Origin of the sequence: Ochrobactrum sp. CGA5, from assembly GCF_006345815.1 — a bacterium.
Taxonomy (GTDB): domain Bacteria; phylum Pseudomonadota; class Alphaproteobacteria; order Rhizobiales; family Rhizobiaceae; genus Brucella.
Genome location: NZ_VCIG01000007.1, coordinates 174,881 through 199,894 on the forward strand (window position 1 = coordinate 174,881; position 25,014 = coordinate 199,894).

The following is a 25,014-nucleotide window of genomic DNA, read 5'->3' on the forward strand; positions in this document are numbered from 1 at the left end:
TGCATGGTTAATGAGGAATTAACCATCCGGCGACTAGGATCGGACCGATTCAATGTACCCCGAGCGTTGCTGCCCAGGGTCCAGCAGATACTATCGGTTCGGGACAGGCTATATGCGCCAAGGATATTCGCCATCATACCCGCTGCGTGACGAGCGGATTACGGAAGACAGGCTGAAACTGGCCAATCTCTTCCGCAGGCAGTTCTATATTCTGTTCGGCTTAGGGCTTCTGGCGCTCACTGGCATGGCTGTGGGCGCATTGGCGACATGGAATGTCGCCGATCCGAGTTTCAGTCACGCAACTGACAATCCGGTCACGAATGCGCTTGGCTATCCCGGCGCTGTGTTCTCCGACATTGCTATGCAGTTTTTCGGTCTGGCGAGTGTTCCCGCTCTGCTTCCGCTCGCTGTCTGGTCGCTGCTGTTGATGACGCGCGGTGGCATTGGACGGGTCGCCAAGCGTAGCTTCGCATGGCTTGGCGCTGCTTTGCTATTCGCAGCCATCGCTAGCTGCTTCGCCGTACCTGCAAGCTGGCCGATGCCGATCGGTCTCGGTGGCGTTTTCGGTGACATGATCCTGAAGTTTCCGGGGCTCTTCCTGGGTAGCTTCCCGCAGGGCGCCATCGCATCGGGCATTGCGCTTATCCTTGCAGTCCCGGCTTTCTGGCTCTGTCTTTTCGCCAGCGGTATCATTGGGCGCGGTGCGGGGATCGTCAATCCTGCGCAGCCTTCTGCCCGGCGTGGTGCGGAGGAAGATGATTTCGCGGCGAATGACGAGGACGATGAAGCATCAGCCGGTGGCGGTTTCCAGCTTATGGGCGCACTCACCCATCTGGCACTGACCACGACCGCGAACTTCAAGCGCCTGACCGGGCTTGGCCGACGTCGCCCGCGTGCGGAAGATTTCGACGATATGCGCGTCGTGCGCCGCAATGCCGAAACACGCAACGCGCCGCGCCGTGAACCCGGTTTCGGTGCGCCTGCCGCTGCCGATGACGAACCGCCTTTCGATATGGACGATATGGATGACGGCGCGCCGCTCGCCGGTCAGGAATGGCACGATGCGCCGCCGCCGCGGAGCCGCAAGGCCCGCGTGGAACAGGCCGCCCCATCGCCTAAGCCCGGTCCACGCGCCCAGCGCGAGGCACAGCCATCCTTCCTCAAGGACAACGGCGTCTTCGAAATGCCATCACTGCATTTCCTTGCCGAGCCGAAGCTTGTCCAGCGCGATCCTGCGCTTTCCAAGGATGCGCTGGAACAGAACGCCCGTTTGCTGGAAGGTGTTCTGGAAGATTTCGGTGTGCGTGGTGAAATCATCAATGTGAAACCTGGCCCGGTCGTCACGCTTTACGAACTGGAACCTGCGCCGGGTATCAAGTCTTCACGCGTCATCGGCCTTGCCGACGATATCGCCCGCTCGATGAGCGCGATTGCGGCACGCGTGGCCGTCATTCCGGGACGCAATGCCATCGGCATCGAACTGCCGAACCCGAAGCGTGAAATGGTTTATCTGCGCGAAATGCTGGCAAGCCGCGACTTCGAACAGTCCAAGGCGAAACTGGCGCTTGCGCTCGGCAAGACCATCAATGGTGAGCCGGTCATCGCCGATATTGCGAAGATGCCGCATGTTCTCGTTGCGGGTACAACCGGTTCGGGCAAGTCGGTGGCGATCAACACGATGATCCTGTCGCTGCTCTATCGCATGACGCCGCAGGAATGCCGCCTGATCATGATCGATCCGAAGATGCTGGAACTCTCCGTCTATGACGGTATTCCGCATCTGCTGACGCCCGTTGTGACCGATCCGAAGAAAGCTGTCGTTGCGCTCAAATGGACCGTTCGCGAAATGGAAGACCGCTATCGCAAGATGTCGAAGGTCGGCGTTCGCAATATTGACGGTTTCAATCAGCGTGTCGGCCTTGCGCAGAAGAAGGGCGAGCCGATCGCCCGCACCGTGCAGACGGGCTTTGACCGCAATACCGGCGAGGCGATTTACGAGACAGAAGAACTCGATCTCGAGCCGATGCCGTATATCGTCGTGATTATCGACGAAATGGCTGACCTGATGATGGTCGCTGGCAAGGATATCGAAGGTGCCGTGCAGCGTCTGGCGCAGATGGCCCGTGCGGCGGGAATCCACGTCATCATGGCGACGCAGCGTCCTTCGGTCGATGTCATCACCGGCACGATCAAGGCCAATTTCCCGACCCGTATTTCCTTCCAGGTGACGTCGAAAATCGACAGTCGCACCATTTTGGGCGAGCAGGGTGCCGAACAGCTTCTCGGTCAGGGCGATATGCTCTTCATGGCTGGCGGCGGTCGTATCCAGCGCGTGCACGGACCATTCGTCGGCGACGACGAGGTGGAACGCATCGTGCAGCATCTGAAGCTTCAGGGCGTGCCGGAATATCTCGACGCCATCACCGAGGATGAAGAAGACGACGAAGGCGGCAGCGGTCCGGCTGGTACTGGCAATCTGGAAGATTCTGACGATCCTTACGATCAGGCCGTTGCCGTGGTGCTGCGTGACAAGAAGGCTTCGACTTCCTACATCCAGCGTCGTCTCGGCATCGGTTATAACCGGGCTGCCTCAATCATCGAACGCATGGAAGAGGAGGGGATTGTCGGTCCGGCCAACCATGCGGGCAAGCGTGAAATTTTGGTTCCGACTGGCGACGATGATTTCTGATGGCCATACTCGCGCCCAACTGGCGGCGTAGTTAAACAGAATGATGAAAAGAGAAAGTTTGTCGATGATGTTCTCCCGTTTCTCCGCCTTCGCGAAAGCTGGTCGTCTTGCAGCCGTGCTGGGAATGGGAGCGCTTGGCCTTGGTATGACGTCACTGTTGCTGGCGCCGGTCACGGCGATGGCGCAAGGGGCGGGCGGCGGCGCGGCGGCGCAACAGATTGCAGATCATTTCTCATCGGTGCGCACCATGACCGGCGAGTTCGTACAGTTCGGCCCGAAGGGCGAACAGACGGGCGGCACTTTCTATATCGAGCGTCCGGGCAAGATCCGCTTCAACTACAACAATTCTCCGATCCGGGTGATTTCGGACGGCGAATCGGTCGTCATCAACAATCGCAAGCTCGACACCTGGGACCTCTATCCGCTTTCAAAGACGCCCTTGAAGTTGCTGCTGGCGGATCGCATCGATCTGGGTGGCGGACGTCTTCAGAACGTGAAGCAGGAACCGGATATGACAACGCTGGTGCTGGGCGACAAGTCAATCTTCGGCGATTCAAAGATCACCATGATGTTCGATCCGAAGTCCTACGAGTTGAAGCAGTGGACCATCACCGACGCGCAAAAGCTTGATACCACTGTGATGATCTTCAACGTGCGCAGCGGTGTGCGCTTTACGGACGATATGTTCAAGATCGACTATCAGCGCATCGCCATGAAGCGCAAAGGTCAGTAACTGTCACCTTGCTATGGCAAGCTGTTTGCATTTGTCGGATAAATGATTAGGTTCGCGGCATCTTTTTCGTTGCTGCGAGTCCGATCTCCATGGCTTTTTCCGTTGCTACCTGGAACATCAATTCCGTTCGTCTGCGTATGCCGCTTGTCGAACAGTTTCTGCGGGATTATCAGCCTGATGTTCTGTGTCTTCAGGAAACAAAGTGCCCTGATAACCTGTTTCCGGCCAAGGGTTTTCGCGCGCTCGGCTATGAACACATCGCGATCAGCGGTCAGAAAGGTTATCACGGCGTTGCAACAATTTCGCGGCGTCCGCTGACGGACGTGGAAAAGATTGGCTTCTGTGAAATGGGCGATTGCCGCCATTTGAGCGCGGTGGTGGAAGCCGGTAGTAAAAAGCTTCGTATTCATAATTTCTACGTTCCCGCGGGCGGTGATGAGCCGGACCCGGAGATCAATCCGAAGTTTGCTCATAAGCTTGCTTTTCTCGAAGAAATGCGCGCCATCGTCGCCGACCGGCAAGACGGGCACTCTTCCGTTCTCGTTGGCGATCTCAATATCGCTCCGCTTGAAAATGATGTCTGGTCCCATAAGCAACTACTCAAGATTGTCAGCCATACGCCGATCGAAACTGAAACGCTGGAAGACCTGCGTGTGAAGGGTGGTTGGAGCGATCTGATGCGACAGCTTGTTCCTGCAGATCAGAAAATCTTCACCTGGTGGAGCTATCGTGCCAAGGACTGGGCAGAATCGGATCGCGGTCGCAGGCTGGATCACGTCTGGGGTTCTGCTGATCTCGAAGGGCACATGCAAGGTCTGCAAATCCTTCGCGATGCACGCGGTTGGGATCGCCCATCCGACCACGTGCCCGTTATTGCGACATTCGATCTGGATTGATCGCGTCGTAGGGCCTATATAGAGAGGAGTCTAACAAGGAGAGAAGAACGATGGATCGGATTGCGCTGTTTCATATGACCAGTGTTATCAACGTTTCCATGGTTCGCGATGTCTGCTCTTCTTACTCTTCGGGATATTTCCTGCGTCACGGCTGATGGTCGTAGTCTCTTCGAATCTATAAATTTCAGCATACCCGAAGGCCGTATTGGTCTGGTCGGGCGCAATGGTGTGGGTAAATCCACGCTGTTGCGCGTGATGAGTGGCGCGCTGCTCCCGACAAGCGGAAATGTGACGGTGAACGGAACTATCGGTGTGTTGCGGCAGAATATCGGCAGCGATGCTACCGAGACGCTAGCTGACCTTTTCGATGTGCGCACAGATTTCGATATACTGACGCGTGTAGCACAGGGCTTGGCCAGTGACACTGATCTGGATGAGGCCGACTGGCTTCTACCGCAGCGCTTTGCCGATGCACTACAGCAGCTTGGTTTGCCTGATATGGTTCCCGACATCTCTGTTTCAGCCTTGAGCGGAGGTCAGCAGACACGTGCAGCGCTTGCAGCCCTAATCTTCCACAAGCCCGATCTCATTCTTTTGGACGAGCCGACCAATAATCTCGATTGTGCCGGTCGCAAGGCGGTTGTCGAATTACTGACCGCTTGGTGCGGTGCTGCCGTGGTGGTCAGTCATGACCGCGAGCTGTTGAAATTCATGGATGCGATAGCTGAATTATCTTCCGATGGGCTGCGGTTCTATGGTGGTAACTGGGATTTTTATCACGAGAGAAAGACCGAGGAGCGCGAGATGGCTGCACGCGATCTTGCAACAGCGCGGCGCGAGGTCGAGCAGGTCGAACGCAAGGCGCAGGCGGCCGCTGAACGACAGGCGCGCAGTGACGCGCGGGGTCGCAGGTCGCGTACTGATGCTGGGATGAGCAAGATGCTGCTCGATGCGCGTAAGGATCGTGCGCAACGGTCGAAAGGCCGGGGCGATGTGCTCGCGGAGCGCCAGTCTTGCTGGGCCAGCGCGCGATTGCGGGAGGCCGAGGCAAAGGTCGAGCGGGTAAAGCCGATGCATTTCGATGTGGCGGGCGCAGTTCTGCCTCCCGGTCGCGTCATGCTCGATATGCAGAATGTTTCGGGCGGGCCGCAAGCCGATTATCCGGTGATCCGCGACCTGTCATTGAAGATCATGGGGGGCGAGCGTGTGGCTGTCGGGGGGCCGAATGGGGCGGGCAAGACCAGCCTTCTGCGGCTGATGACAGGGGAGCTTCAACCTGTGGCCGGAACCGTCATGCGCCCCGCGCGCATAGCAATGTTCGATCAACAGATGCACCTGATGAATCGTGACCAGACCCTTTATGAGAATTATCGGCGTCTCAACCCGGTATCGAACGACAATGATGCGCGTGCAGCGCTGGCGCGCTTTTCATTTCGTGGCGAGGGTGCCTCACGGCTTGCCGGTAGTCTGAGCGGAGGAGAATTGTTGCGCGCGGCACTTGCCTGCGTCTTGGGCGGCACGGAGCGTCCTGAACTCCTGATCCTGGATGAACCGACCAATCATCTCGATCTCGATTCCATTGAAGCGCTGGAAGCCGCTCTCAATGCCTATGAAGGGGCATTGATCGTCGTGAGCCATGATCATTCTTTTCTTGATGCTATCGGGTTGGAAAGAGTGATTGAACTCTGAAAAGGGTAATCGCGCTTTGATCATTTATTTTACGCGCATCCTGAAAACCGCTTGACCCTTTTCGGGATGCGCTTAAAGGCGCGGTGCAACCTTTTCGATTTCGCCGATCAATTCCAGCAGGTTGCGACTGATATGCGTGTGGAGCGATGCCGCCACTTCGGGATATTCTTCCAGAATGCGTCGGAAGATTGCACGGCTGATGCGAATAACTTCGGTTTCCGTTTCGGCGATCGCACCCGTGAGACGCGAGGTCTGTGCGATCAACGCCATTTCTCCGATCATGGCACCGGGACCGACAGGGCGGATCGCAATCCGCCCTTCGTCTCGTTCGTGAAAAAGGGTGATACTGCCCGATACGACGATATAGGCGCAGTCGGCGCTTTGTCCTTCGCGGAAAAGCTCACGGCCAGCTCTCAGAACGAGGCGTTCCGCACCGAAGGCAAGCAACCGCAACTGTTCGGGCGCGAAAGACTCGAACAGGCCTACCGTGCCGAGAATACGAATATCGTCATCGAGCGCCATGGATCGTCAATACACCTGCATCGGGCGCTGTCCATCATGGGACAAGCTTGTATCCCCCGCTTTCTGTGACCAGAAGTGCCGCATTGGACGGATCTTTTTCGATTTTCTGGCGCAGCCGATAGACGTGGGTTTCCAGCGTATGCGTGGTCACGCCCGAATTGTAGCCCCATACTTCTTCAAGGAGCACATCGCGACTGATAACTTTATCGCCGGCGCGATAGAGATATTTGATGATCGCCGCTTCCTTTTCGGTGAGGCGTATCTTGCTGCCCTTTTCGTCGATAAGAAGTTTCTGGCCCGGTTTGAATGTATAGGGACCAACAATGAACGTCGCGTCCTCGCTTTGTTCGTGCTGGCGTAGCTGCGCGCGCACGCGCGCCAGAAGCACCGCGAATTTGAACGGCTTGGTGACGTAATCATTGGCGCCCGATTCGAGGCCGAGAATCGTATCCGATTCCGTATCGTGACCTGTGAGCATAATGATAGGCGCCTTGAAACCACCTTTGCGCAGCAGTTTTACGGCTTCACGCCCATCCATATCCGGCAGGCCGACATCCATGATGAGGAGATCTACAATGCCGTTGCGCGCAGTCTGGATACCTTTTGTGGCATTGTCTTCCTGCAAAATCTGGAATTCTTCGCACAGCTCAAGCTGCTCGACGAGAATGGAGCGGAGGTCCTCGTCATCGTCCACAATCAGTATCGTACGGCCTGTCATGCCTGTCCTCGTTACTCTTTGATTTAAATGGCTCTTGGTGCTTTTATGACATTTAATGGTGACAAGTTGAAGCGGCGAAACGCGAAACCGTTTTTTGCTTTCGCCAACTACAACTTGGAACATGCATGACACGGAGGCGGAGGCTTGGCTAGATACAAAATTAGCCTGGGAATCGGCGTTATCGATGTTCGGGCCAAACCGGGCCACAAGACTCGCGGTTTGCTTGTTGCAGGCAATCTGGTGCTGGAATGCGCTCTTGGCAAGGGGGGAATCAGTGCGTTCAAGCGCGAAGGCGACGGGGCGACACCTCTGGCATCCATGCGATTGCTCTATGGCTATAGGCGCGGAGACAAAGGCGCGCTGCCGTCATCGCGCCTGCCGCTCGGGCGTATCCGCCGTCTGGACGGCTGGTGCGATGCGCCTTCGGACGCCAATTACAATCGCCCGGTGCGCCTGCCCTACAAGGCAAGCCATGAGGTCATGTGGCGGAACGACCATAATTACGATGTCTGCATTGTCATGGATTGGAACATTGTACCGCGCCGCCGCGGATGCGGCAGTGCGATATTCTTTCATCTTGCACGACCGGGCTATACGCCGACCGAAGGCTGCATAGCGCTGAAGCGCGCCGACATGGCGCGCCTCCTGCCTCATTTGACGGATCGGACTGTGATCCGTGTTCTGCGATAGTCTACTCAATGTGCAGCAGCAACGACCCTGACCTCATTGCCATCAGCGTCATAGAGCTTGCCGTTCAGGAAATAATCGCCGTCATGCAGCTCAGAGATGTTGTGGTGGCGGATGATGCGTTCCGTACCTTCCGCGAAGACTGACATCTGATTGCTATTGCCGAGCTTGATCTCATTGAACATCAGGTTGAGCGCCATAGCCATCAACGCTGCCGAGCTGATACCGGAATGAAAAATGGTTTCGAACCAGCTCGGAAAGTGGTGGTAGAACTGGGGTGCCGCGATCGGGATCATGCCGAAGCCTATCGAGGTCGCGACGATGATGAGATTGACATTGTTCTCATAGTCCACTTTGGCGAGGGTACGGATGCCGCTTGCAGCTACCGTGCCGAACAAGACGATACCTGCTCCCCCCAGAACCGAGGGAGGAACGCAGGCAATCACTCGGCCCATCACGGGCAGGAGGCCGAGCGTGATGAGGATCAGTCCGCCTGTTGCCACGACATAACGGCTTTTCACACCTGTCACCGCGACAAGTCCGACGTTCTGCGCGAAGGCGCTTTGTGTGAAAGAACCTACAACCGGCGAAAGGATGCTGGAAAGCATATCCGCTCGTAAGCCATTGGCGAGACGTCGGGAGTCCACTTTCGTGCCAAGGATTTCACCGACTGCCAGAATATCGGCGGAAGTCTCGACGAGTGTAACCATGATTACGATGAACATTGAAAGCGTTGCCGCAAGGCTGAACACTGGCATGCCGAAATGGAAGACCTCTGGCAGCGCCATCATCGAACCTTCACCCACCCGCGAAAAATCGGTCATGCCGAGTGCCCAGGCAATAAAGGTTCCGATGACCATGGCGAACAGGATTGAAAGCCGGGAAATCGTGGCATTGCCCATCTTGCTGAGAATGAGAACGATAACCAGTGTGAGGCCTGCAAGACCGATATTGGCCATGCTGCCGAACTCGGGGCTATTACTGTCTCCGCCCATCGCCCAACGCGCTGCAACAGGCATCAGCGTCAGGCCAATGGTGGTGATGACGATGCCTGTAACGAGTGGTGGAAAGAAGCGCGTGATGCGCGAGAATATCGGCGTGATGATAAGGCCGATCGCTGCCGCGGCGATCACGGCGCCAAGTACCACCTGCAAGCCCGCTTCACCTGTCTGGCTTGATGTGACGATGGTCACCATGGTGGCGACACCTGCAAACGAGACACCCTGAACCAAAGGTAGCTGGCAGCCGAAAAAGGGAACGCCGATGGTTTGCAGGACAGTCGCGACACCGCCGGCAAAAAGCGATGCGGTGATGAGCAGGCCGATTTCAGTCGGGCTGAGGCCCGCTGCCTGACCGATGATCAGAGGAACCGCCACGATGCCACCATACATTGTCAGCACATGCTGGAAGCCATATGCCAGATTGGCGGTCACAGATAGTTTTTCATCTTCGGGACGCGAAAGCGTATCCGCCCCGGACTGGTGCGTATTCAATGATACTTCCTCCCAGCAGGCGCGAACGTATCGACAACCTGCTCTCTCCGTTCTCCCTGCGCTGGATCGTCATGATGCCCTGTCTTTCGATGGGGAACCGACGATGAAATGCGCAATGTCTCCTCCAAAGACATGTGGCAGAAGTATACTCGCAGCCGTCCGGATGACTGTGCCTGTTTTGCTTGAAATTGTTTTCGATGCGGGAACGTGAATGTTGAGGGAGTTTTTCAGCTCTTATTTGGGGCGGGCTTCTATCATTGCATCGCGCAACACTGCAAAAATGCGCGGTTCCAGCGATTGCGCAACGTTGAAGCGGAGAAAACTGCTTGCCGTGCGTGATGGGCTGAAGACATCGCCCGGTGCCAGAAGAATGCCTTTTTCCAGAGCATGCCGGGCAATCTGGCCGGAGTCCAGCCCATCCGGCAATTCCGCCCAAAGAAACATACCGCCTTGCGGCTCTGTCCACAAAGTGAGTCCTTCAGCCTTCAGGCGGTTGGCCGTCAACGTCATGGCATCCGCCAGTTTGGCGCGCAGGCTGTCGATATGGCGGCGATAGGTGCCGTCGGTCAGAAGTGCATGCACGATCTGCGGTGACAATGCATTGCCGCCGAAGCTGGTGGCGAGCTTCAGGTCGGTCAGCCCATCGATCCAGTCGTTACGCCCGGCAATATAGCCGACGCGGGCCGCTGCCGACAGCGTCTTGGAGAAACTGCCGATATGCAGAACGCGATCAAATCCGTCCAGTTCGGCAAGCAGCGGCGCGGGCGAGGGGTGGAAATCGCCGAAGATATTGTCCTCGACGAGTGTGATGCCATGTGCTTCGGCGAGCTTCAGCAGACGGTGGGCTGTGGCTGGCGTCATAGAGCCGCCGGACGGATTGTGTAGCCCCGCGTTGGAAATATAGAGTTTTGGCGCGTGATTGCTGGCCGCTCTCGCAAAGGCTTCGAGATCCGGGCCGGTATGGGTATAAGGCACTCCGATCAGTTTGACGCGGTGTGTCAGAAGTACGGCCTGAAAGTTGAAGTAGCAGGGATCGTCGACCAGAACCGTATCGCCCGGCTGCAACAAATAGCGGCAGATCAGGTCGATGGCCTGCGTGCCGGAATCGGCCAGCAATATTTCTCCGCTCGAAACATCAATGCCCTGTTCGCCGAGCCGGTGAGCCAGATGCTGGCGCAACGGACGAAAACCGAGAGGTTCGCCATAGGTGGCAAGGTTGCTTGTCTCGTCGCGGGCAACCATGCGCATCGCGCGTCGGATCGCGTCCTGCGGAAGCCATTCGTCGGGTAGCCAGCCGCATCCCGGCTTAAGAGTGGCGTCGTCAGCCTCAAGCGATTGCCGCATGACCCAGAAAGGATCGATCTGCCGTTCCTTGTGCGGCGTCTTGGTGGCGAGTGAAAATGGCTGGCGTGCGCGTTCGGAAACATAAAATCCTGCACCGCGTCGCGACTGGATGATGCCTTCTGCCACCAGCCTGTCATAAGCTTCCACGACCGTGGATTTCGAGACATTCATCGTTTCCGCGAGGCGCCGGATAGAGGGCAGTCGCGCGCCCGGCGCAAGGCTCATCGCCGTAATGCGCCCGCGAATAATGCCCATCACCTTTTCAACCAGCGGGGTCCTGTTGGCGGTGGCGTTTTCGTCGCCGCGCTCGGTTTCTTCACTCGCGTAAGCGGCTTCTACAGCTTCAAGGCTGCGCAGCAGGCCCGTCGAAATCATCTGTACTATCCCTTGTACCAGTACAGTTTACCTGAATTGTCTGGATACTGTCTCTGATCATTCCGTCAGTTTCGCGACATTGTCTTACGAATCCTTATACGATTTTAGAGAAAGTCGAAAAGACACAATGCGTGAGAATGTTGGGAATAAGAGCGCTGGATGGGTTAACGGGTTTTTGGGTGTATTGATTTTTTCCGGGTCGCTGCCGGCAACTCGGTTGGCGGTGATCGATATCGATCCGACTTTCCTGACGATGGCGCGCGCATCTATTGCAGGTGTGCTGGGACTGGCGATGCTGCTGGCGTTCCGGGAGCCTTTTCCACGCCGTAGCGATGCGATCTCGTTGATTGTTGTTGCGCTTGGCGTGGTCGTCGGCTTTCCGCTTCTGACGGGGCTTGCCCTTCAGCACATGACATCGGCCCATGCGATTGTCTTTATCGGACTGTTGCCGCTCGCCACGGCAATCTTCGCTGTCCTGCGCGGCGGAGAGCATCCGCGCCCGATGTTCTGGCTATTTTCTGTCTTGGGAAGCCTCATTGTCGCGTCCTATGCCTATGGACAGGGAAGCCAGTCCACACTTCTGGGGGATGTGCTGATGATCGCTGCTGTTATTGTTTGCGGTCTGGGCTATGCAGAAGGTGCACAGCTTTCGCGCAGGCTCGGAGGCTGGCAGGTTATCTGCTGGGCGCTGGTGTTCTCGTTGCCGGTCATGCTGCCGCTGAGTGTGATGACGCGCCCTGAGACATGGACAGGCATCGGCACGCAAGCCTGGATGAGCCTCGGCTATGTCTCCTTGTTTTCGATGCTGATCGGTTTTTTCTTCTGGTATCGCGGCCTTGCGCAGGGCGGCGCCGCTACTGTCGGCCAGTTGCAGCTTCTTCAGCCGTTCTTTGGCCTTATGCTCGCGGCCGGTATTGCGGGAGAACCCGTTAGTATGGGGATGGTCGGCACGGCAGCGGTGGTCGTCGTTTGCGTGGCCGGTGCAAAGCGGTTTGCCTGACTTTGTCTCCCATAAGTGGAAACCGGTTTTGGAAGACATGCTCGAAAACAAATAGTTAGAGCGGTTCCGACGACTCCGTTTTAACCGGAACGGCCTCAAAGGCCCAAACGGTCGTGCGCTTCACTTCCGCGTCTTCGAGGGCGCGGGTGACCGGCACGGTATAGACGGCAAGGAACTGCAGCCGCTCCTTGGGCAGATAGGCGCGTCCTGGGTCGCCTACTACGATACGCGCGCCGCGTGCGGCGAGCTTTGAAAACCAGGGAATAAGCCGCTCGGCGAGCGGCTTTTCATAAAAGACGTCGCCCGCCAGCACGACATCCCAGCCATCGTCCCTCCCAATAAGGTCATCCAGCGAAGGAATAACCGACACGCCATTGGCCGATGCGTTGATCTCGATGGCGGGAAGCGCAAAGGGGTCGATGTCCGACGCAAGCGCACTTGATGCACCCGCTTGCATGGCAGCAATGGCGACAAGGCCGGAACCCGATGCGAAATCCAGTACCGTCTTGTCTTTGACTGTTTCGGGGTAATCCAGAACATAACGCGCCACGCCCTGTCCGCCCGCCCATGCGAAGGCCCAGAAAGGCGGCGGCAGGCCGATTGTGGCGAGTTCTTCCTCTGTTTTGTGCCAGAGGTCGTGCGCTTCATCGGCCAGATGCAAGCGAATTTCCGGCACATGCGGCGGCGTTTGCAGACTGGTATTGGCCAGAATGAAATCACGCGCACCCTTATTTGCCGGGTCTGACATCAGAGCATGTCTCTCCAAAGCGGGAACCGGTTTGGGAATAAAGACACGCTCATGACAAGGCGTTCTTTGTGTCCAGCCCGCCCATACGGCAAACTTCGATCCATTCGTCTTCCGTTACCGGCTGCACCGAAAGCCGCATCGAGGTGACAAGCGCCATCTTCTCCAATTTCGGATTGGCCTTCACATCTTTCAGCGTTACCGGCTTTGGCATGTCGCGAACGGCCTTGATGTCCACACATTCCCAGCGTGGGTCATCGGTGGTGCTATCAGGGTGGGCCAGCGCGCAGACCTCGACGATACCGACGACTTCCAACCCTTCATTGGAATGATAGAAGAAGCCTTTGTCACCCAGTCTCATGGCGCGCATGTTGTTGCGCGCCTGATAATTGCGCACCCCATCCCACTGCTCGCCTTTCTCGCCACGGGCTTTCTGCATTTCCCATGACCATTTGAACGGTTCGGATTTGAACAGCCAGTAAGCCATCGTTCACGAGCCTCAAGCGTTGGCCGGGTTGTTGATCGCCCAGTTCCATGGACGTACGGTTACGCTCTCGAACAGGCCTGCCAGCGCATATGGATCGTTAGCGGCTATCTTTTCCGCTGCGGCCTTGTCCGCAGCTTCGATAACAACCAGACTACCGTTCGGCTTGCCGTCTTCACCAACGAAGGGACCCGCGAATTTCAGGCCGTCACCAAGCCCCTTGAGATAGTCGAGATGTGCAGGGCGTGTATCGAGGCGCAGTTGCAGATGGTCCCGCTTGTCGTTGCATAGAAGGGCAAAAAGCATTGTCAATTATCCTTTTCGTTCGAGCACGATCTTGTCTGAAAACCGGTTCCCACTTTTTGCGATCATGCTCTAGTCCTCGGCCTTGAGTGGTCGGTTGAGTAAAGCCGTAACGGCTTCGTCAATGGTGATGGCGCCGTCAAGCAGCGCACCCGTCGCATCAATGATTGGGGCGGAGATAGCGTGTTTGCGGCATAATTCGGCGGCAATCGGTGCGGTCGCCACGCCTTCCGCAAGCGGACGATTGGTCAAGTCTTCGCCACGTCCAAGCGCCAGTCCATAGGAATAATTGCGCGACTGCGACGACGAACAGGTCAGCATCAGATCGCCGAGACCGGACAGGCCCATGATGGTTTCGGGTCTAGCACCCATGGCTTGTCCGATGCGGCGAAGTTCGGCGAACCCGCGCGTGACCAGTGCTGCCTGTGCACTTGCACCAAAGCTGCGCCCGATGGTGGCACCGGCGGCAATGGCGAGAACATTCTTCAAGGCGCCGCCAATCTCGACGCCTTTAAGGTCGGTTGTCGAATAGCAGCGGAAAGCCGGACCGGACAGAAGTGCTGCGAGCTGATCGGAAGTTGCTGCATCCTCGCAGGCAACCGTCACGGCGGTTGGAAGGCCGTGTGCGACATCGGTTGCGAAGCTCGGACCCGATAGTGCGGCAATCCGGTGGTTCGGCAGTACTTCGGCCACGACTTCCGACATCAATCGTCCTGTGCTGCGTTCGATCCCTTTTGCGCAGAGTACGACGGGTGCGGTTTGCGGAATAATACTGCTTAACTCCGAAAGCCCGGCGCGCATGGTCTGTGCGGGAATGACGGCCAGAACGGCATCCGCACGATCGACCACGGCAGCTACGTCCGCACTCGCATTGATAGCGGCGGGAAGCTCGATGGCGTCCAGATAGCGCGGATTGCGATGCGTTCGATTAATAGCTTCGACCGTCGCCTCGTCGCGGGCATATAGCCAAGTTTCGTGGCCGCTCTTGCTCGCCATGGCCGCTAGGGCCGTTCCCCAGGCGCCGCCACCCAGAATGGCAATTTTGCTCGTTCTTTTGTTCATGCCTTGGCTCCACGTCGCCCGGTGCCAATCAGCGGAGCCGACTTTTCATCAAGCGGCCAGCGGGAACGCGGCGCAAGGTCAAGCTGATCAGGAGCCTCGGTTGCCGCACGTTCAGCTCCAGCCCAGGCAATCATAGCGGCATTGTCGGTGCACAGATCGAGCGGCGGAGCGATAAAGCTGAAACCGTGCAGGGCGCAAAGAGTTTCGAGCGCGTTACGCAAGGTCTTGTTGGCCGCGACTCCGCCGGCGACGACGAGTGCCGGTGTTTCGCAATCGGAAAACTCGCTTCTGAAACGTTCGAGCGAACGGCCCACCCGGTCGGTCAGGGTGTCGGCGACCGCGGCTTGGAAAGAGGCGCAAATATCGGCCACATCTTGGTCAGACAATGGAACCAGTTCTGTTGCCGTCTGGCGCACTGCCGTCTTGAGCCCGGAGAAAGAGAAATCGAGCCTTGCCTCGCCTTTGAGCGGTCGTGGCAGAGCGAATCGCTTTGGATCACCCTGGAGCGCCATGCGCTCGACCGCCGGGCCGCCCGGATAAGGCAGCCCAAGAAGCTTGGCCGTCTTGTCGAAAGCTTCGCCGAGCGCATCGTCGATGGTCGTGCCAAGACGTTCGTAATCGCCAACACCGCGTACAAGTACCATCTGCGTATGCCCGCCAGAAACGAGCAGCAGCAGATAGGGAAAAGGTAGGCCGTCGGTAAGACGCGCCGTCAAGGCATGCCCCTCCAAATGGTTGATGGCATAAAATGGTTTCTGAGCAGCCATGGCCAACGCTTTGGCGGTCATGAGCCCGACGATCAATCCGCCGATCAATCCAGGTCCCGCAGTGGCTGCCACGGCATCGACCTCGGAAAGCTTCATGCCGGCATCCTCCAGTGCCCGTGCAACCAGCCTGTCCAGGGCCTCGACATGAGCGCGGGCGGCAATCTCCGGTACTACGCCGCCATAGGGTTCATGTTCGGCGATCTGGCTCAGAACCACATTGGACAGAATCCGTCCCTCGCTTTGATCGTCCCGTTCGACGATTGCGGCGGCTGTTTCGTCGCAACTTGTTTCTATTCCAAGAATGCGCATTTGCGGTTAGACCCTGCCTGTCTCATAATTCATTGAAAAATCCGGTACCATGGACAGCGCAATATGCAAACAGCATCCTTGAAGAATGGCACGTTGAAGATAGGCACGCGGGGCAGCAAGCTTGCCCTCGCCCAGGCTTACGAGACGCGTCGCCGCCTTATGGAGGCACATGGTCTGCCGGAAGAAGCCGTCGAAATCGTTCCCATGTCGACGGCTGGCGACCGCATTCAGGATCGCGCGCTCTCCGAAATCGGTGGCAAAGGGCTCTTTACCGAAGAGATTGAGCAGGCGCTGACGGACGGGCGAATCGATCTTGCGGTCCATTCGACTAAGGACATGCCGACGGTGCTGCCTGATGGTCTTCATCTTTCTGTTTTCCTTGAACGCGAAGACCCGCGCGATGCCTTTGTTGGTCGCACGGCTTCCCGCCTTGTTGATCTGCCGCATGGCGCCACCGTCGGATCATCGTCATTACGCCGTCAGGCTTTGATCCGGCGCCTTCGCCCCGACATCCAAGTGGTGATTTTCCGCGGCAATGTCGATACCCGGTTGCGCAAGCTGGAAGCTGGTGAGGTAGACGGGACGTTTCTCGCCTGTGCAGGCTTGCGGCGACTGGGGCTTGGCGATGTCATTACAGATTTGGCTGACCCGGAAAGTTTTCCGCCTGCGCCGGGACAGGGGGCCATCGGGATCGAGACACGCATCGGTGACACCCGCATCGATGCGCTGCTGGCGCCTCTCGCGCACCGTGAAACGGGAATAGCACTTGCCTGTGAACGAGCATTTCTGGCCGCACTTGACGGGTCATGCCGCACGCCTATTGCTGGCCTTGCAAATGTCAACGGCGATACGGTTTCGTTTCACGGCATGATTTTGAAACCGGATGGGACAGAGGCGCATGAGATCAGGGCGGAAGGTCCGACATCGAATGCTGCCGCACTTGGTACAGAAGCCGCAGAACATCTGTGTGCGAAAGCCGGTCCCCAATTTTTTGAGGGCTGGGAGTAGACTTGGCGGAGCGGACACAAACCGTATCTCAAGGCCGCGTTCTGGTAACGCGGCCTCAGCCGGCTTGCTCGCAGACCGCCGCAGAACTGGCGTCGAGGGGGTACGAACCGGTTTTGCTTCCGCTGAGCCGGACCGTTGCGCTTTCATTCGCTTTGCCTGATGGCCCGTTTGCGGCTTTGACGGTGACGAGCGCCAATGCGCTTCACCACATGAAGCTTGAACGGTTGAGACCGTTTCTTGGCTTACCGCTTTTTGCAGTAGGGCAGGGGACAGCACGGGCCGCACGGAAGGCTGGATTCGGTCAGGTGATCGACGGTGGCGGCGATGCGGTTCGTCTTGCGGCGACGATGCGGCGCTTTCTTCCCGAACGATCCCGTATCCTTTATCTCGCTGGACGGGTGCGCCAGCCGGTGTTCGAAGATGAGGTGCGCGCCGCTCAATTGGATATGCATGTGGCTGATGTCTATGACACGGAGACTGTTTCCTATTCTGCGTCAGCACTTCTGAAGGTGCTTGATGGTGCGCCTTTTGTCGCGGTCATGCTTTATTCCGGCATTGCTGCGACGAGCTTCGTCGAAGCAATGCGTGAAATCGAGCCGCCTTTTAGCGAGAGAACGCGGTTTCTATGCATTTCTGACCGAGTGGCCGACCGGTTGCCAGCGCGCTGGCGGGCCAATGCACTTGTTCCGAACCAGCCGGATGAAGATGGACTTTTCCGGTTGTTTGCCAAACTTTGACTCATTTTGGCGCAACCTTCCTTCATCTGGCGATTTTATCTGTTAGAGTCTGATGCAACCACTTGGCGTTTACGAGAGGATCCATGGCGAAACCCGGCACTCCGCGACACTCCAAATCGGCCCGTAATCCTGTGACGATCAATCTCGATCCTTCAGATGTGAAGCGGGTTGACGAACCGGCGAAGGCTTCGCCAGAGGCGGAGCCGGTTGGAAGTTTTTCAGAATCTGAAAACCCAAAGCCGGAAACCCCGAAGCCTGCAGAACCGAAGCCGGAAGCCATGGCTGCCGAAAAGGCAGTAAATGCAGAAAAGCCACAAAATTCTACTTATACCAAACCACCCTTTACGTCCGGCGTGAAACCAGAAACCCAGCGGCCCGCGCAAAAGAGCGGTGCGGTTGTGTCGCATCTTCTGGCTGGAATTGCTGGCGGCGTTATCGGCCTTGGCGGATTGCTGGCGCTGCAATGGGGGAATGTTATAGCCTCTCCGGGCGCAAGAGTTACAGCGGAACAGCTCGCGCATATGGAACAGCAGATTGCCGATCTACGAAGCAATCCGACGCCGGCGCCGCTTGACGATGCGAGCCGCACGCAGCTTGCGGCTCTGGAGAAGAATGTTCAGGCAGCAGAAATCAAGGCAGAAGCGGTAGCGGGTTCTTTCGCTGATCTTCAGCAGCAATTTGCTGCCTTGCCGAAAGAGGCCGGGCAGGACGCGGAAAGGGATACCACTGCTCTGACAGAGCGGTTGGATGCGCTGGAAAGCAAACTTTCAGCGGCACAGAATCGGGCCGATGAGGCGACAGCCGGAGTTTCTGGAAACAGCGGTACGATTTCATCGCTCGAATCGAAGCTGTCCTCGTTGCAGGAAAAGATTACCCAGGCTTCACGCCAACCTGATGCGACGGCTTTGATAGCGGCGAACGCATTGAAAACGGCGATTGATCGCGGTGGCTCGTTCAAGGCAGAGCTCGACACATATGCGTCTGTCGCATCGGATGGTGCGCCTGTCGAACAGCTGCGTGCGTTCGCCGATAGGGGCGTCCCGACCGTTGCAGACCTGAATTCATGGTTCGGTGCCGTTGCGAACAAGATAGTAGCGACGGAGAATAAATTGCCAGCCGATGCCGGAATCTGGGACCAGCTCGTTGCCAGCGCCAAAGGTCTGGTTAGTGTGCGCCCGGTTGCGGGAAATATCAGCGGTACCGGAGTCGGACCGATCACCGCCCGTATGGAGGCTGCCCTTCAATCTGGTGACCTGGAGCGTGCACTTAGTGAATGGGAGCAACTTCCTGCCGATGCGAAGGCAACCTCTCAGGAATTTGCCGATCAATTGCGAGCGCGACGGGATGCAGACGCGCTTGTGCAGCGCCTCGTTGCAGACAGTCTGAAGCCGAAGGTTTCGGCGGGTGAAACCGGAGGGGCTCCGGCCTCTTCCGGTCAATAGGAGGCGGCCGATGCTGCGTGTCCTGTTCTATCTGGCTATTGTTGCTGCACTCGGTTTCGGCTTTGCCTGGCTTGCGGACCGTCCGGGCGAACTCGATGTCACCTTCGCAGGCAACCACTACAATGTGCCTTTGATAACCGCTGTCGCGGGAATCGTTGCCATTGTCGCGGCCATTCTCATCCTGTGGTGGCTCATCAAGAGCATTATTCAGTCACCTTACACGCTGCGCAGGCATTTTCGCGCACGCAAGCGCGATCGTGGCTATCAGTCGCTTTCGACCGGATTGATTGCAGCCGGTGCAGGCGACGCGGAAGCGGCGCGCCGCATGACGAAGCAGGCAGGAAAATTGCTGAGTTCCGATCAGGAGCCGCTGATAAACCTTCTCGAAGCGCAGACCGCGATGCTGGAAGGTCGCACGGAAGATGCCCGCAAGGGCTTCGAGGCGATGGTGGAGGATCCCGAGACAAGGCTGCTCGGCTTGCGTGGGCTTTACATCGAAGCCCAGCGCGTTGGTGCCCTTGATGCTGCCCGCCATTACGCTGCCGAAGCCGCCCAGCAGGCACCGCAGCTTGAATGGGCCTCTTCGGCCATGATGGGCCAGCTTTGTGCCGAGGGCGATTGGGACGCTGCGCTGAAGCTCGTGGATGCACGCAAGCAGGCGCTCGCCCATAGCAAGGATGTGGTGAAGAAGGAACGCGCCGCATTACTAACTGCCAAGGCGATGGCAGTCGTTGATGTCGATCATGCGCAGGCGAAGGCGCTGGCGCTGGATGCAAACAAACTCGCGCCCGATCTGGTGCCCGCCGCCGTGGTTGCCGCACGTGCGCTTTTTGCCGATGGTGATGTGCGGAAAGGCTCGAAAACTCTGGAAGCCGCCTGGAAACGGTTTCCGCATCCCGACATTGCCTCGACCTATGTCTATGCCCGCTCCGGGGATACCGCACAGGATCGACTGAAGCGCGCAAAGCATCTGGTATCGCTGCGATCGAACAATCCCGAGGGCAGCCTCGCTCTGGCGCGTGCCGCCTATGAGGCGGGCGACTATCGCCTTGCGCGCGACAATGCCGAGCAGGTACTTCGCGCCTCGCCGCGTGAAAGCGCATATCTGCTGCTGGCCGATATTGAAGAAGCTGAAACTGGCGATCAGGGCAAGGTTCGTGAATGGCTGGCGCGTGCGGTCAAGGCACCGCGCGATCCGGCGTGGACCGCAGATGGTTATGTTTCCGAACAATGGTCGCCTGTGTCCCCGGTCACCGGTCGGCTCAACAGTTTCGAGTGGAAAGTTCCCTTGGTGGAACTCGCTCCGGCGATTGAAGCGGAGAGGCCTGAAATCAAAGGTCCGGTGGAGGCAAAGCCGGTCAATCAAATCGTTCTGCCCGAGCCTGGGGAAAAGGCTGACGCGAAGGATATTTCCGCAGGAACCGAGAACAAGCCGGCTGTTCGCGATGTCGAGGAAGCTGAGGTCATTGTCCCCGCCGCGGAGCCAGTTAAGGTCTCGTCAGCCGTTGCTGTAAAGAAGGTCGAAGACGTGAAGCCGCCGGTGGCCGATGTCGTCGTGACTGATAACTATGCAGAGGATGAGCCGCGCCGAGAGCACCTTGTGGTGGACGATCCGGGTGTCGACGAAAGCAAATCTTCACAAAAGGCGCAGAACGGATTGAGGCTTTTCTGATCCGACTTTCCGCGAATCGTTGCCGAAAAACAACGCAGCGCACCTCATGCGCTGTAAATGGCAGTGTAAGACAGTTTACTGCCTTGCGTGACCTATCCAGCCCGTTACCTTTGATGTTGCTAACCAAAAGCCGGAACCACGTTTACGGTCGGCAAGCAGTGAATGTGGCAGCGAGGGTGAATGTTCGATCGTCTTCTGGACTTTTTAAAAGAACTGCCGGCCAGCGGTTTTCGTGACCGGAACGAAAAATTCTCCAATGATGATCCACGACTGGCCGCCGCAGCCTTGCTTTATCACATCATGGATGCCGACGGTGAAACGCGCGAAAGTGAGCGCAAGAAGCTCTCTTCAACGCTGTCGCAGAAATACGGGTTGAAGGGTGATCGCCTGAAACAGTTGATTCTTGCGGCGGAACAAGCCGATCAAGAAGCAATTGATCTGTCGGACTTCACGTCGGTTCTGAAGCGACAGCTCGACTATCGCGCAAGGCTCGACCTGATCGGCCTGATGTGGGAAATGGTCTATGCCGATGGCAAGGTGAGCGAAGTTGAAGCCAATGTGATGTGGCGTGTCGCTGAACTTGTAGGCATCCAGCAGGAAGACCTGAATGCCATTCAGGAGCGCATGGACACGGCAAGCCGCAGTACATCCGCCTCCTGACAGTCTCAAATATTTCGAGCGATCAAGTACGCCCCTGCAAATGGCGGGCTTTGCGCAACTGTGGGAACATTGCAGCCCAGGCGACCGCAACAGCGATTGATCCCAATCCACCGATGACGACGGCAGGAACAGCGCCGAGGGCTGCTGCCATCAGGCCGGCGCGGAACTCGCCAAGCTCGTTCGATGCACCCACGAATACCATGTTGACGGCGTTGACGCGACCGCGCACGTGATCGGGAGTCCAGAGTTGCATCAGCGTTTCGCGGATATAGACGCTGATCATATCCGCAGCGCCTGCAAGCGCCAGGGCGACGACAGACAGCCATGTCAGGGTCGATACGCCGAAGACAATATTGAAGAAGCCGAAGAGGCCGACGAAGACGAACATCACACGGCCAGCATGGTCGCGAATCGGATGCCCAGCCAGCCAGACGGCAGTCAGTACGGCACCGATCCCTGGAGCGGATCGCAGCAAGCCCAGCCCCCACGGGCCGAGGTCAAGGATGTCGCGCGCATAAACGGGCAGCAGAGCCACCGTTCCGCCAAGCAGCACGGCGAAAAGGTCGAGCGAAATCGCGCCAAGAACGATCTTCTCCTTCCAGATATAGCGGAAGCCAGCCAGCATGCTCGTCAGCGAGCGCTGCTCGGTAAGCGTGTGCTGTGTGGGCTTTGGAATGGAGAAGATCAGCAAGGAGCCGATCAGCAGGAACAGCGTTGCGATGGAATAGGCCGCGACCGGAGAAATTCCATAGAGCAGGCCCCCCGCAACCGGTCCCACGATTGTCGCCACCTGCCATGCCGATGAATTCCATGAAACGGCGTTGGCGAAATCCTCTGTCGGCACGAGGTTGACAACCAATGACGCAGAAGAAGGGCCCAGAAACGCGCGTGCGACACCAAAGAGGGTCAGTGCTGCAAAGACGGTCAGGGGCTCGAACAGCCCTGCAAGCGTCAGATAGAGCAGCAGCGCCGTTACCATGCTCTCGAGAATGAGCGACAAGCCCATGATGAAGCGTCTGCCGAAACGATCGGCAGCAGCGCCGGTTATCAGAACCAGCAGTAGGGCCGGTAGGAATTGCACAAGTCCGACCATGCCCAGATTGAAGGCATCACGGGTGAGATCATAGATCTGCCAACCCACCGACACACTTACGATTTGCACGGCAAAAGCGCTCAGGAAGCGTGCGCCCCAGTATTTTTTGAAGGCAGAGTGCCGGAATGCTGCGTAACGATCCGAAGAAGGAGCATCAGGGGTGGGGGACATTGCTCATAACATCTAAAGCATTTCCAGCAAAAGTACGAAGCGGCTTTGCTTGGCATAATGCGCAACAACAGGAAGATGGGTGTTACTTACAGCATCCTTCCCATGATCGGAACCACTTTTGTGAAGTTCAGCATCAGTCAGTTTCAATGTAGTCTTCAAAAGCAAGAAAGGCCGGTTTGAGCCGGCCTTTCTTTGTTGTGGTTCGGGATCAATCCTTGCCGAGTAGGCCTTTCCATATGACCGCGCCGATAGCCGCGCCAACAAGCGGCGCTACCCAGAACAGCCAGAGCTGGCTGAGTGCAGCCGTGTCGGCGAAGAGAGCGACGCCGGTCGAGCGGGCCGGGTTGACCGATGTATTGGTGACCGGGATCGAAACCAGATGGATCAGCGTCAGACCGAGACCGATGGCAATTGGAGCAAAGCCAGCTGGAGCCAACGACGACGTGGAGCCCAAAATGATGATGAGGAAAAAGGCCGTCAGGACAACCTCAATGAGCAGTCCTGCCATCATACTGTAGCCGCCTGGCGAAAGTTCGCCAAAGCCGTTTGAAGCAAGGCCACCGGCCGAGAAGCCTTCTTTGCCGGACGCAATGAGGAAGAGCACGGCCGCAGCCGCAATAGCACCCAGAACCTGTGCAACCCAGTATGGGATCAGGTCCTTGGCTGGAAAACGTCCAGCCACCATGAGGCCCAAGGAAACGGCGGGATTGAAATGCCCGCCGGAAATGCCGCCTACAGCATAGGCCATGGTAAGGACAGTCAAGCCAAAGGCGAGGGCGACACCGAGAAAGCCGATGCCCAGTTCAGGGAAGGCTGCGGCGAGGATTGCGCTGCCACAGCCGCCGAAAACAAGCCAGAATGTTCCGAAAAACTCAGCCGACAATTTGTTAAGCATGGAAGTCCCCAAGGTTGGTGTATTGAAAATGTCATATGCGAATCATATAGAAAGAAGCATATAGTCGTCTTTTTCTTTCGACAATCGCGTTTAACTTTATTGCGGGGTTTTGTTGTCTGCGAATCTCCCTTTCATTTTAGTAAATAGAAAAGCTATTCTTCCTGTATTCGGGTTTGCTTTTATGCATCTACTAATTTGGGTTCCGACAGACAGGAAGAGCTGCTCGACTGGGCTTGTCTAAAAGCTCTCGACCCCGTTCAGCTGTATTGCGGAGGAGGGTGCCGACACGTTATAAGCGCAGATGTCGAATGGGCGACGCTTGCCGATACAAAATTGTTTGGCTGGGCTTTCGCGGGGCAGATTGGAGTTGTCAGCCTTGAACACTCATCGTGGAACGAAAACACAAAGGCTCGTTTTTGAGGTGGCTAAAGTCGTTCCGATTGTTGCGGCCCTGTCGGGCTGTACAGCGACTGCATGGACCGAAAAAGTCAAGATCGACAGTACGCCCATGCCTACGGAATGCGCGGGCTGGGAGAAAATTGATCTCAAGCAGCGCACGACATTGGTTCTTTTGCGCGAAGACCCACGTCTCGTCGTCGCAATCGATTCGCACAATCTCAAAGGCCGCAACCTCGGTTGCTGGCAGTAGCCGTACCGTTTTAAGTTGGTGCGGCCAATCGCACATCGACGTTCTCGATAGTGCCGCGCAGCGCCGGAAGCACTGTTTCAAAGTTGATATACGCACCGGGTTTCAACATGGTTTTACCGAGGGGCAGACGACGTTCGCGTTTGCTGCCATTGCTATAAGTGATCATGACGATCAGCGGTGGCGCGGCGCGTTCCTCATCTGCGATGTTCCGTATGCGCCCGCCGACACTCAGCACGTCGCCTTTATCATGCACTGCAATGCTGGTTCGGAGATTGCTTAGCTGAAGCGCCGAAATCAGCGGCAGGGCCGGCTGTCCGCCGGCAAACGGCTTATAGGAAAGAAGGGTATACCCGCCCGCTATCCAGAAGGCGGTCGTTGCGCAAAGAGCGACGAAAACCCAATAACCGAAGCCCGGCCATTCGCTTTGAATGCCCGCTTCGGGCAGCAACTTGCCCGGTGTGAACGACTTCTGCGAAATGCCGTATGATAGGGATTTCGGGCGCGGCGAGGCCGGGAGAATGGTTTCAAATTCAGCGTCCTCGACCGGTTCGGCATCGAAAGCAAACCATGTCGCGCTATGAGTTTCGCGCAAAGGCCCGCGCGACTTCCGCGCTGTCGATGGTTTTCTCGCCATCATGCCGTCATCTTCCTTTGCGTTTTTCGCCCCTTCGACCAATTCCACACACTGGCTCAGAATGGTTAATGCTTCATGGCCAGCGCCACGGTCACGCATTTTTTAAGGCTCGCTCGAGCAGAATTAACGCAACATTAACCATAGAGGATAAAGGTCGATCTGATATCCATGTCATCCGTGCGTCCTTTAGCGCGCGGACAATTGAAGAGAAACAGCCCGGTGATACGTTTCGAGAAT

General features: G+C 57.2%; 24 protein-coding genes. 12 read left to right on the forward strand and 12 right to left on the reverse strand.

The features are described from left to right. Positions 1-112 precede the first annotated feature (112 nt). The 4 genes from FJQ48_RS08845 (at position 113) to FJQ48_RS08860 (ending at position 6,007) form a co-directional block, all read left to right on the forward strand. Positions 113-2,689 carry a DNA translocase FtsK gene (locus FJQ48_RS08845; protein ID WP_139974809.1) on the forward strand — a complete coding sequence of 859 codons (2,577 nt, stop codon included), beginning with the start codon at positions 113-115 and terminating at the stop codon, positions 2,687-2,689. A 64-nt stretch (positions 2,690-2,753) separates the two neighbouring features. Continuing rightward, positions 2,754-3,422, forward strand: coding sequence for an outer membrane lipoprotein carrier protein LolA (locus tag FJQ48_RS08850; RefSeq protein ID WP_180350162.1), 669 nt, complete (start codon positions 2,754-2,756; stop codon positions 3,420-3,422). Between the two features lie 89 nt (positions 3,423-3,511). Next, entirely contained in the window at positions 3,512-4,318 is an 807-nt protein-coding gene (locus tag FJQ48_RS08855; RefSeq protein ID WP_139974811.1) for an exodeoxyribonuclease III, read from the forward strand. Between the two features lie 108 nt (positions 4,319-4,426). After that, positions 4,427-6,007, forward strand: a complete 1,581-nt coding sequence (locus tag FJQ48_RS08860) for an ABC-F family ATP-binding cassette domain-containing protein (RefSeq protein ID WP_139974812.1) — start codon at positions 4,427-4,429, stop codon at positions 6,005-6,007. Positions 6,008-6,079: 72 nt separating this feature from the next. Here the strand turns inward: FJQ48_RS08860 and FJQ48_RS08865 are convergent, their stop codons facing one another. Both FJQ48_RS08865 and FJQ48_RS08870 read right to left on the reverse strand, forming a co-directional pair. Further along, positions 6,080-6,529 (reverse strand): cyclic nucleotide-binding domain-containing protein, encoded by a 450-nt coding sequence (locus tag FJQ48_RS08865; RefSeq protein WP_139974813.1) that lies wholly within the window; start codon positions 6,527-6,529, stop codon positions 6,080-6,082. 34 nt (positions 6,530-6,563) lie between these two features. Beyond that, complete coding sequence (locus tag FJQ48_RS08870) at positions 6,564-7,247, reverse strand: response regulator transcription factor (protein WP_139974814.1); 684 nt, start codon at positions 7,245-7,247, stop codon at positions 6,564-6,566. 144 nt (positions 7,248-7,391) lie between these two features. On the opposite strand from FJQ48_RS08870, the gene FJQ48_RS08875 reads away from it, so the two are divergent. After that, positions 7,392-7,937 (forward strand): L,D-transpeptidase, encoded by a 546-nt coding sequence (locus FJQ48_RS08875; RefSeq protein WP_139974815.1) that lies wholly within the window; start codon positions 7,392-7,394, stop codon positions 7,935-7,937. A gap of 5 nt (positions 7,938-7,942) precedes the next feature. On the opposite strand, the gene FJQ48_RS08880 is transcribed toward FJQ48_RS08875, so the two are convergent. Then, positions 7,943-9,427: a nucleobase:cation symporter-2 family protein gene (locus FJQ48_RS08880; protein ID WP_139974816.1), complete on the reverse strand. Its 1,485-nt coding sequence runs from the start codon at positions 9,425-9,427 to the stop codon at positions 7,943-7,945. A gap of 234 nt (positions 9,428-9,661) precedes the next feature. Continuing rightward, entirely contained in the window at positions 9,662-11,146 is a 1,485-nt protein-coding gene (locus tag FJQ48_RS08885; RefSeq protein ID WP_139974817.1) for a PLP-dependent aminotransferase family protein, read from the reverse strand. 127 nt (positions 11,147-11,273) lie between these two features. Between FJQ48_RS08885 and FJQ48_RS08890 the strand changes: the two genes are divergently transcribed. Further along, the gene (locus FJQ48_RS08890) at positions 11,274-12,146 is read left to right on the forward strand and encodes a DMT family transporter (RefSeq protein ID WP_139974818.1); all 873 of its coding nucleotides are present in this window, start codon (positions 11,274-11,276) and stop codon (positions 12,144-12,146) included. 55 nt (positions 12,147-12,201) lie between these two features. Here FJQ48_RS08890 and FJQ48_RS08895 read toward each other — a convergent pair whose 3' ends face one another. From FJQ48_RS08895 to tsaD, 5 genes are all read right to left on the reverse strand, one after another. Continuing rightward, the gene (locus FJQ48_RS08895) at positions 12,202-12,894 is read right to left on the reverse strand and encodes a methyltransferase (RefSeq protein ID WP_139974819.1); all 693 of its coding nucleotides are present in this window, start codon (positions 12,892-12,894) and stop codon (positions 12,202-12,204) included. A 49-nt stretch (positions 12,895-12,943) separates the two neighbouring features. Then, complete coding sequence (locus FJQ48_RS08900; RefSeq protein WP_139974820.1) at positions 12,944-13,378, reverse strand: EVE domain-containing protein; 435 nt, start codon at positions 13,376-13,378, stop codon at positions 12,944-12,946. A 12-nt stretch (positions 13,379-13,390) separates the two neighbouring features. After that, a complete protein-coding gene (locus tag FJQ48_RS08905; RefSeq protein ID WP_139974821.1) occupies positions 13,391-13,681 on the reverse strand; it encodes a YciI-like protein in 291 nt (96 codons plus the stop codon). Between the two features lie 69 nt (positions 13,682-13,750). Beyond that, entirely contained in the window at positions 13,751-14,740 is a 990-nt protein-coding gene (locus tag FJQ48_RS08910) for an NAD(P)H-dependent glycerol-3-phosphate dehydrogenase (RefSeq protein ID WP_139974822.1), read from the reverse strand. Then, on the reverse strand, positions 14,737-15,816 hold the full coding sequence (tsaD, locus tag FJQ48_RS08915; RefSeq protein WP_139974823.1) for a tRNA (adenosine(37)-N6)-threonylcarbamoyltransferase complex transferase subunit TsaD: 1,080 nt from the start codon (positions 15,814-15,816) through the stop codon (positions 14,737-14,739). Before tsaD ends, FJQ48_RS08910 begins: the two co-directional genes overlap by 4 nt. 63 nt (positions 15,817-15,879) lie before the next feature. On the opposite strand from tsaD, the gene hemC reads away from it, so the two are divergent. From hemC to FJQ48_RS08940, 5 genes are all read left to right on the forward strand, one after another. Further along, positions 15,880-16,824, forward strand: a complete 945-nt coding sequence (gene hemC, locus FJQ48_RS08920) for a hydroxymethylbilane synthase (protein ID WP_139974824.1) — start codon at positions 15,880-15,882, stop codon at positions 16,822-16,824. Positions 16,825-16,826: 2 nt separating this feature from the next. Beyond that, positions 16,827-17,561 (forward strand): uroporphyrinogen-III synthase, encoded by a 735-nt coding sequence (locus FJQ48_RS08925; RefSeq protein WP_139974825.1) that lies wholly within the window; start codon positions 16,827-16,829, stop codon positions 17,559-17,561. Between the two features lie 83 nt (positions 17,562-17,644). After that, a complete protein-coding gene (locus FJQ48_RS08930) occupies positions 17,645-19,003 on the forward strand; it encodes a mitofilin family membrane protein (RefSeq protein ID WP_139974826.1) in 1,359 nt (452 codons plus the stop codon). Positions 19,004-19,013: 10 nt separating this feature from the next. Further along, a complete protein-coding gene (locus tag FJQ48_RS08935) occupies positions 19,014-20,675 on the forward strand; it encodes a heme biosynthesis protein HemY (protein WP_139974827.1) in 1,662 nt (553 codons plus the stop codon). A gap of 180 nt (positions 20,676-20,855) precedes the next feature. After that, positions 20,856-21,335, forward strand: coding sequence for a TerB family tellurite resistance protein (locus FJQ48_RS08940; RefSeq protein WP_139974828.1), 480 nt, complete (start codon positions 20,856-20,858; stop codon positions 21,333-21,335). A gap of 22 nt (positions 21,336-21,357) precedes the next feature. Here FJQ48_RS08940 and FJQ48_RS08945 read toward each other — a convergent pair whose 3' ends face one another. Next, positions 21,358-22,599 carry an MFS transporter gene (locus FJQ48_RS08945; protein ID WP_139974829.1) on the reverse strand — a complete coding sequence of 414 codons (1,242 nt, stop codon included), beginning with the start codon at positions 22,597-22,599 and terminating at the stop codon, positions 21,358-21,360. A 208-nt stretch (positions 22,600-22,807) separates the two neighbouring features. After that, positions 22,808-23,494: an aquaporin Z gene (gene aqpZ / locus FJQ48_RS08950; protein WP_139974830.1), complete on the reverse strand. Its 687-nt coding sequence runs from the start codon at positions 23,492-23,494 to the stop codon at positions 22,808-22,810. 376 nt (positions 23,495-23,870) lie between these two features. On the opposite strand from aqpZ, the gene FJQ48_RS08955 reads away from it, so the two are divergent. Continuing rightward, positions 23,871-24,143: a hypothetical protein gene (locus FJQ48_RS08955; protein ID WP_139974831.1), complete on the forward strand. Its 273-nt coding sequence runs from the start codon at positions 23,871-23,873 to the stop codon at positions 24,141-24,143. Positions 24,144-24,153: 10 nt separating this feature from the next. Here FJQ48_RS08955 and FJQ48_RS08960 read toward each other — a convergent pair whose 3' ends face one another. Then, complete coding sequence (locus FJQ48_RS08960; RefSeq protein ID WP_247870334.1) at positions 24,154-24,876, reverse strand: hypothetical protein; 723 nt, start codon at positions 24,874-24,876, stop codon at positions 24,154-24,156. Positions 24,877-25,014: the final 138 nt, after the last annotated feature.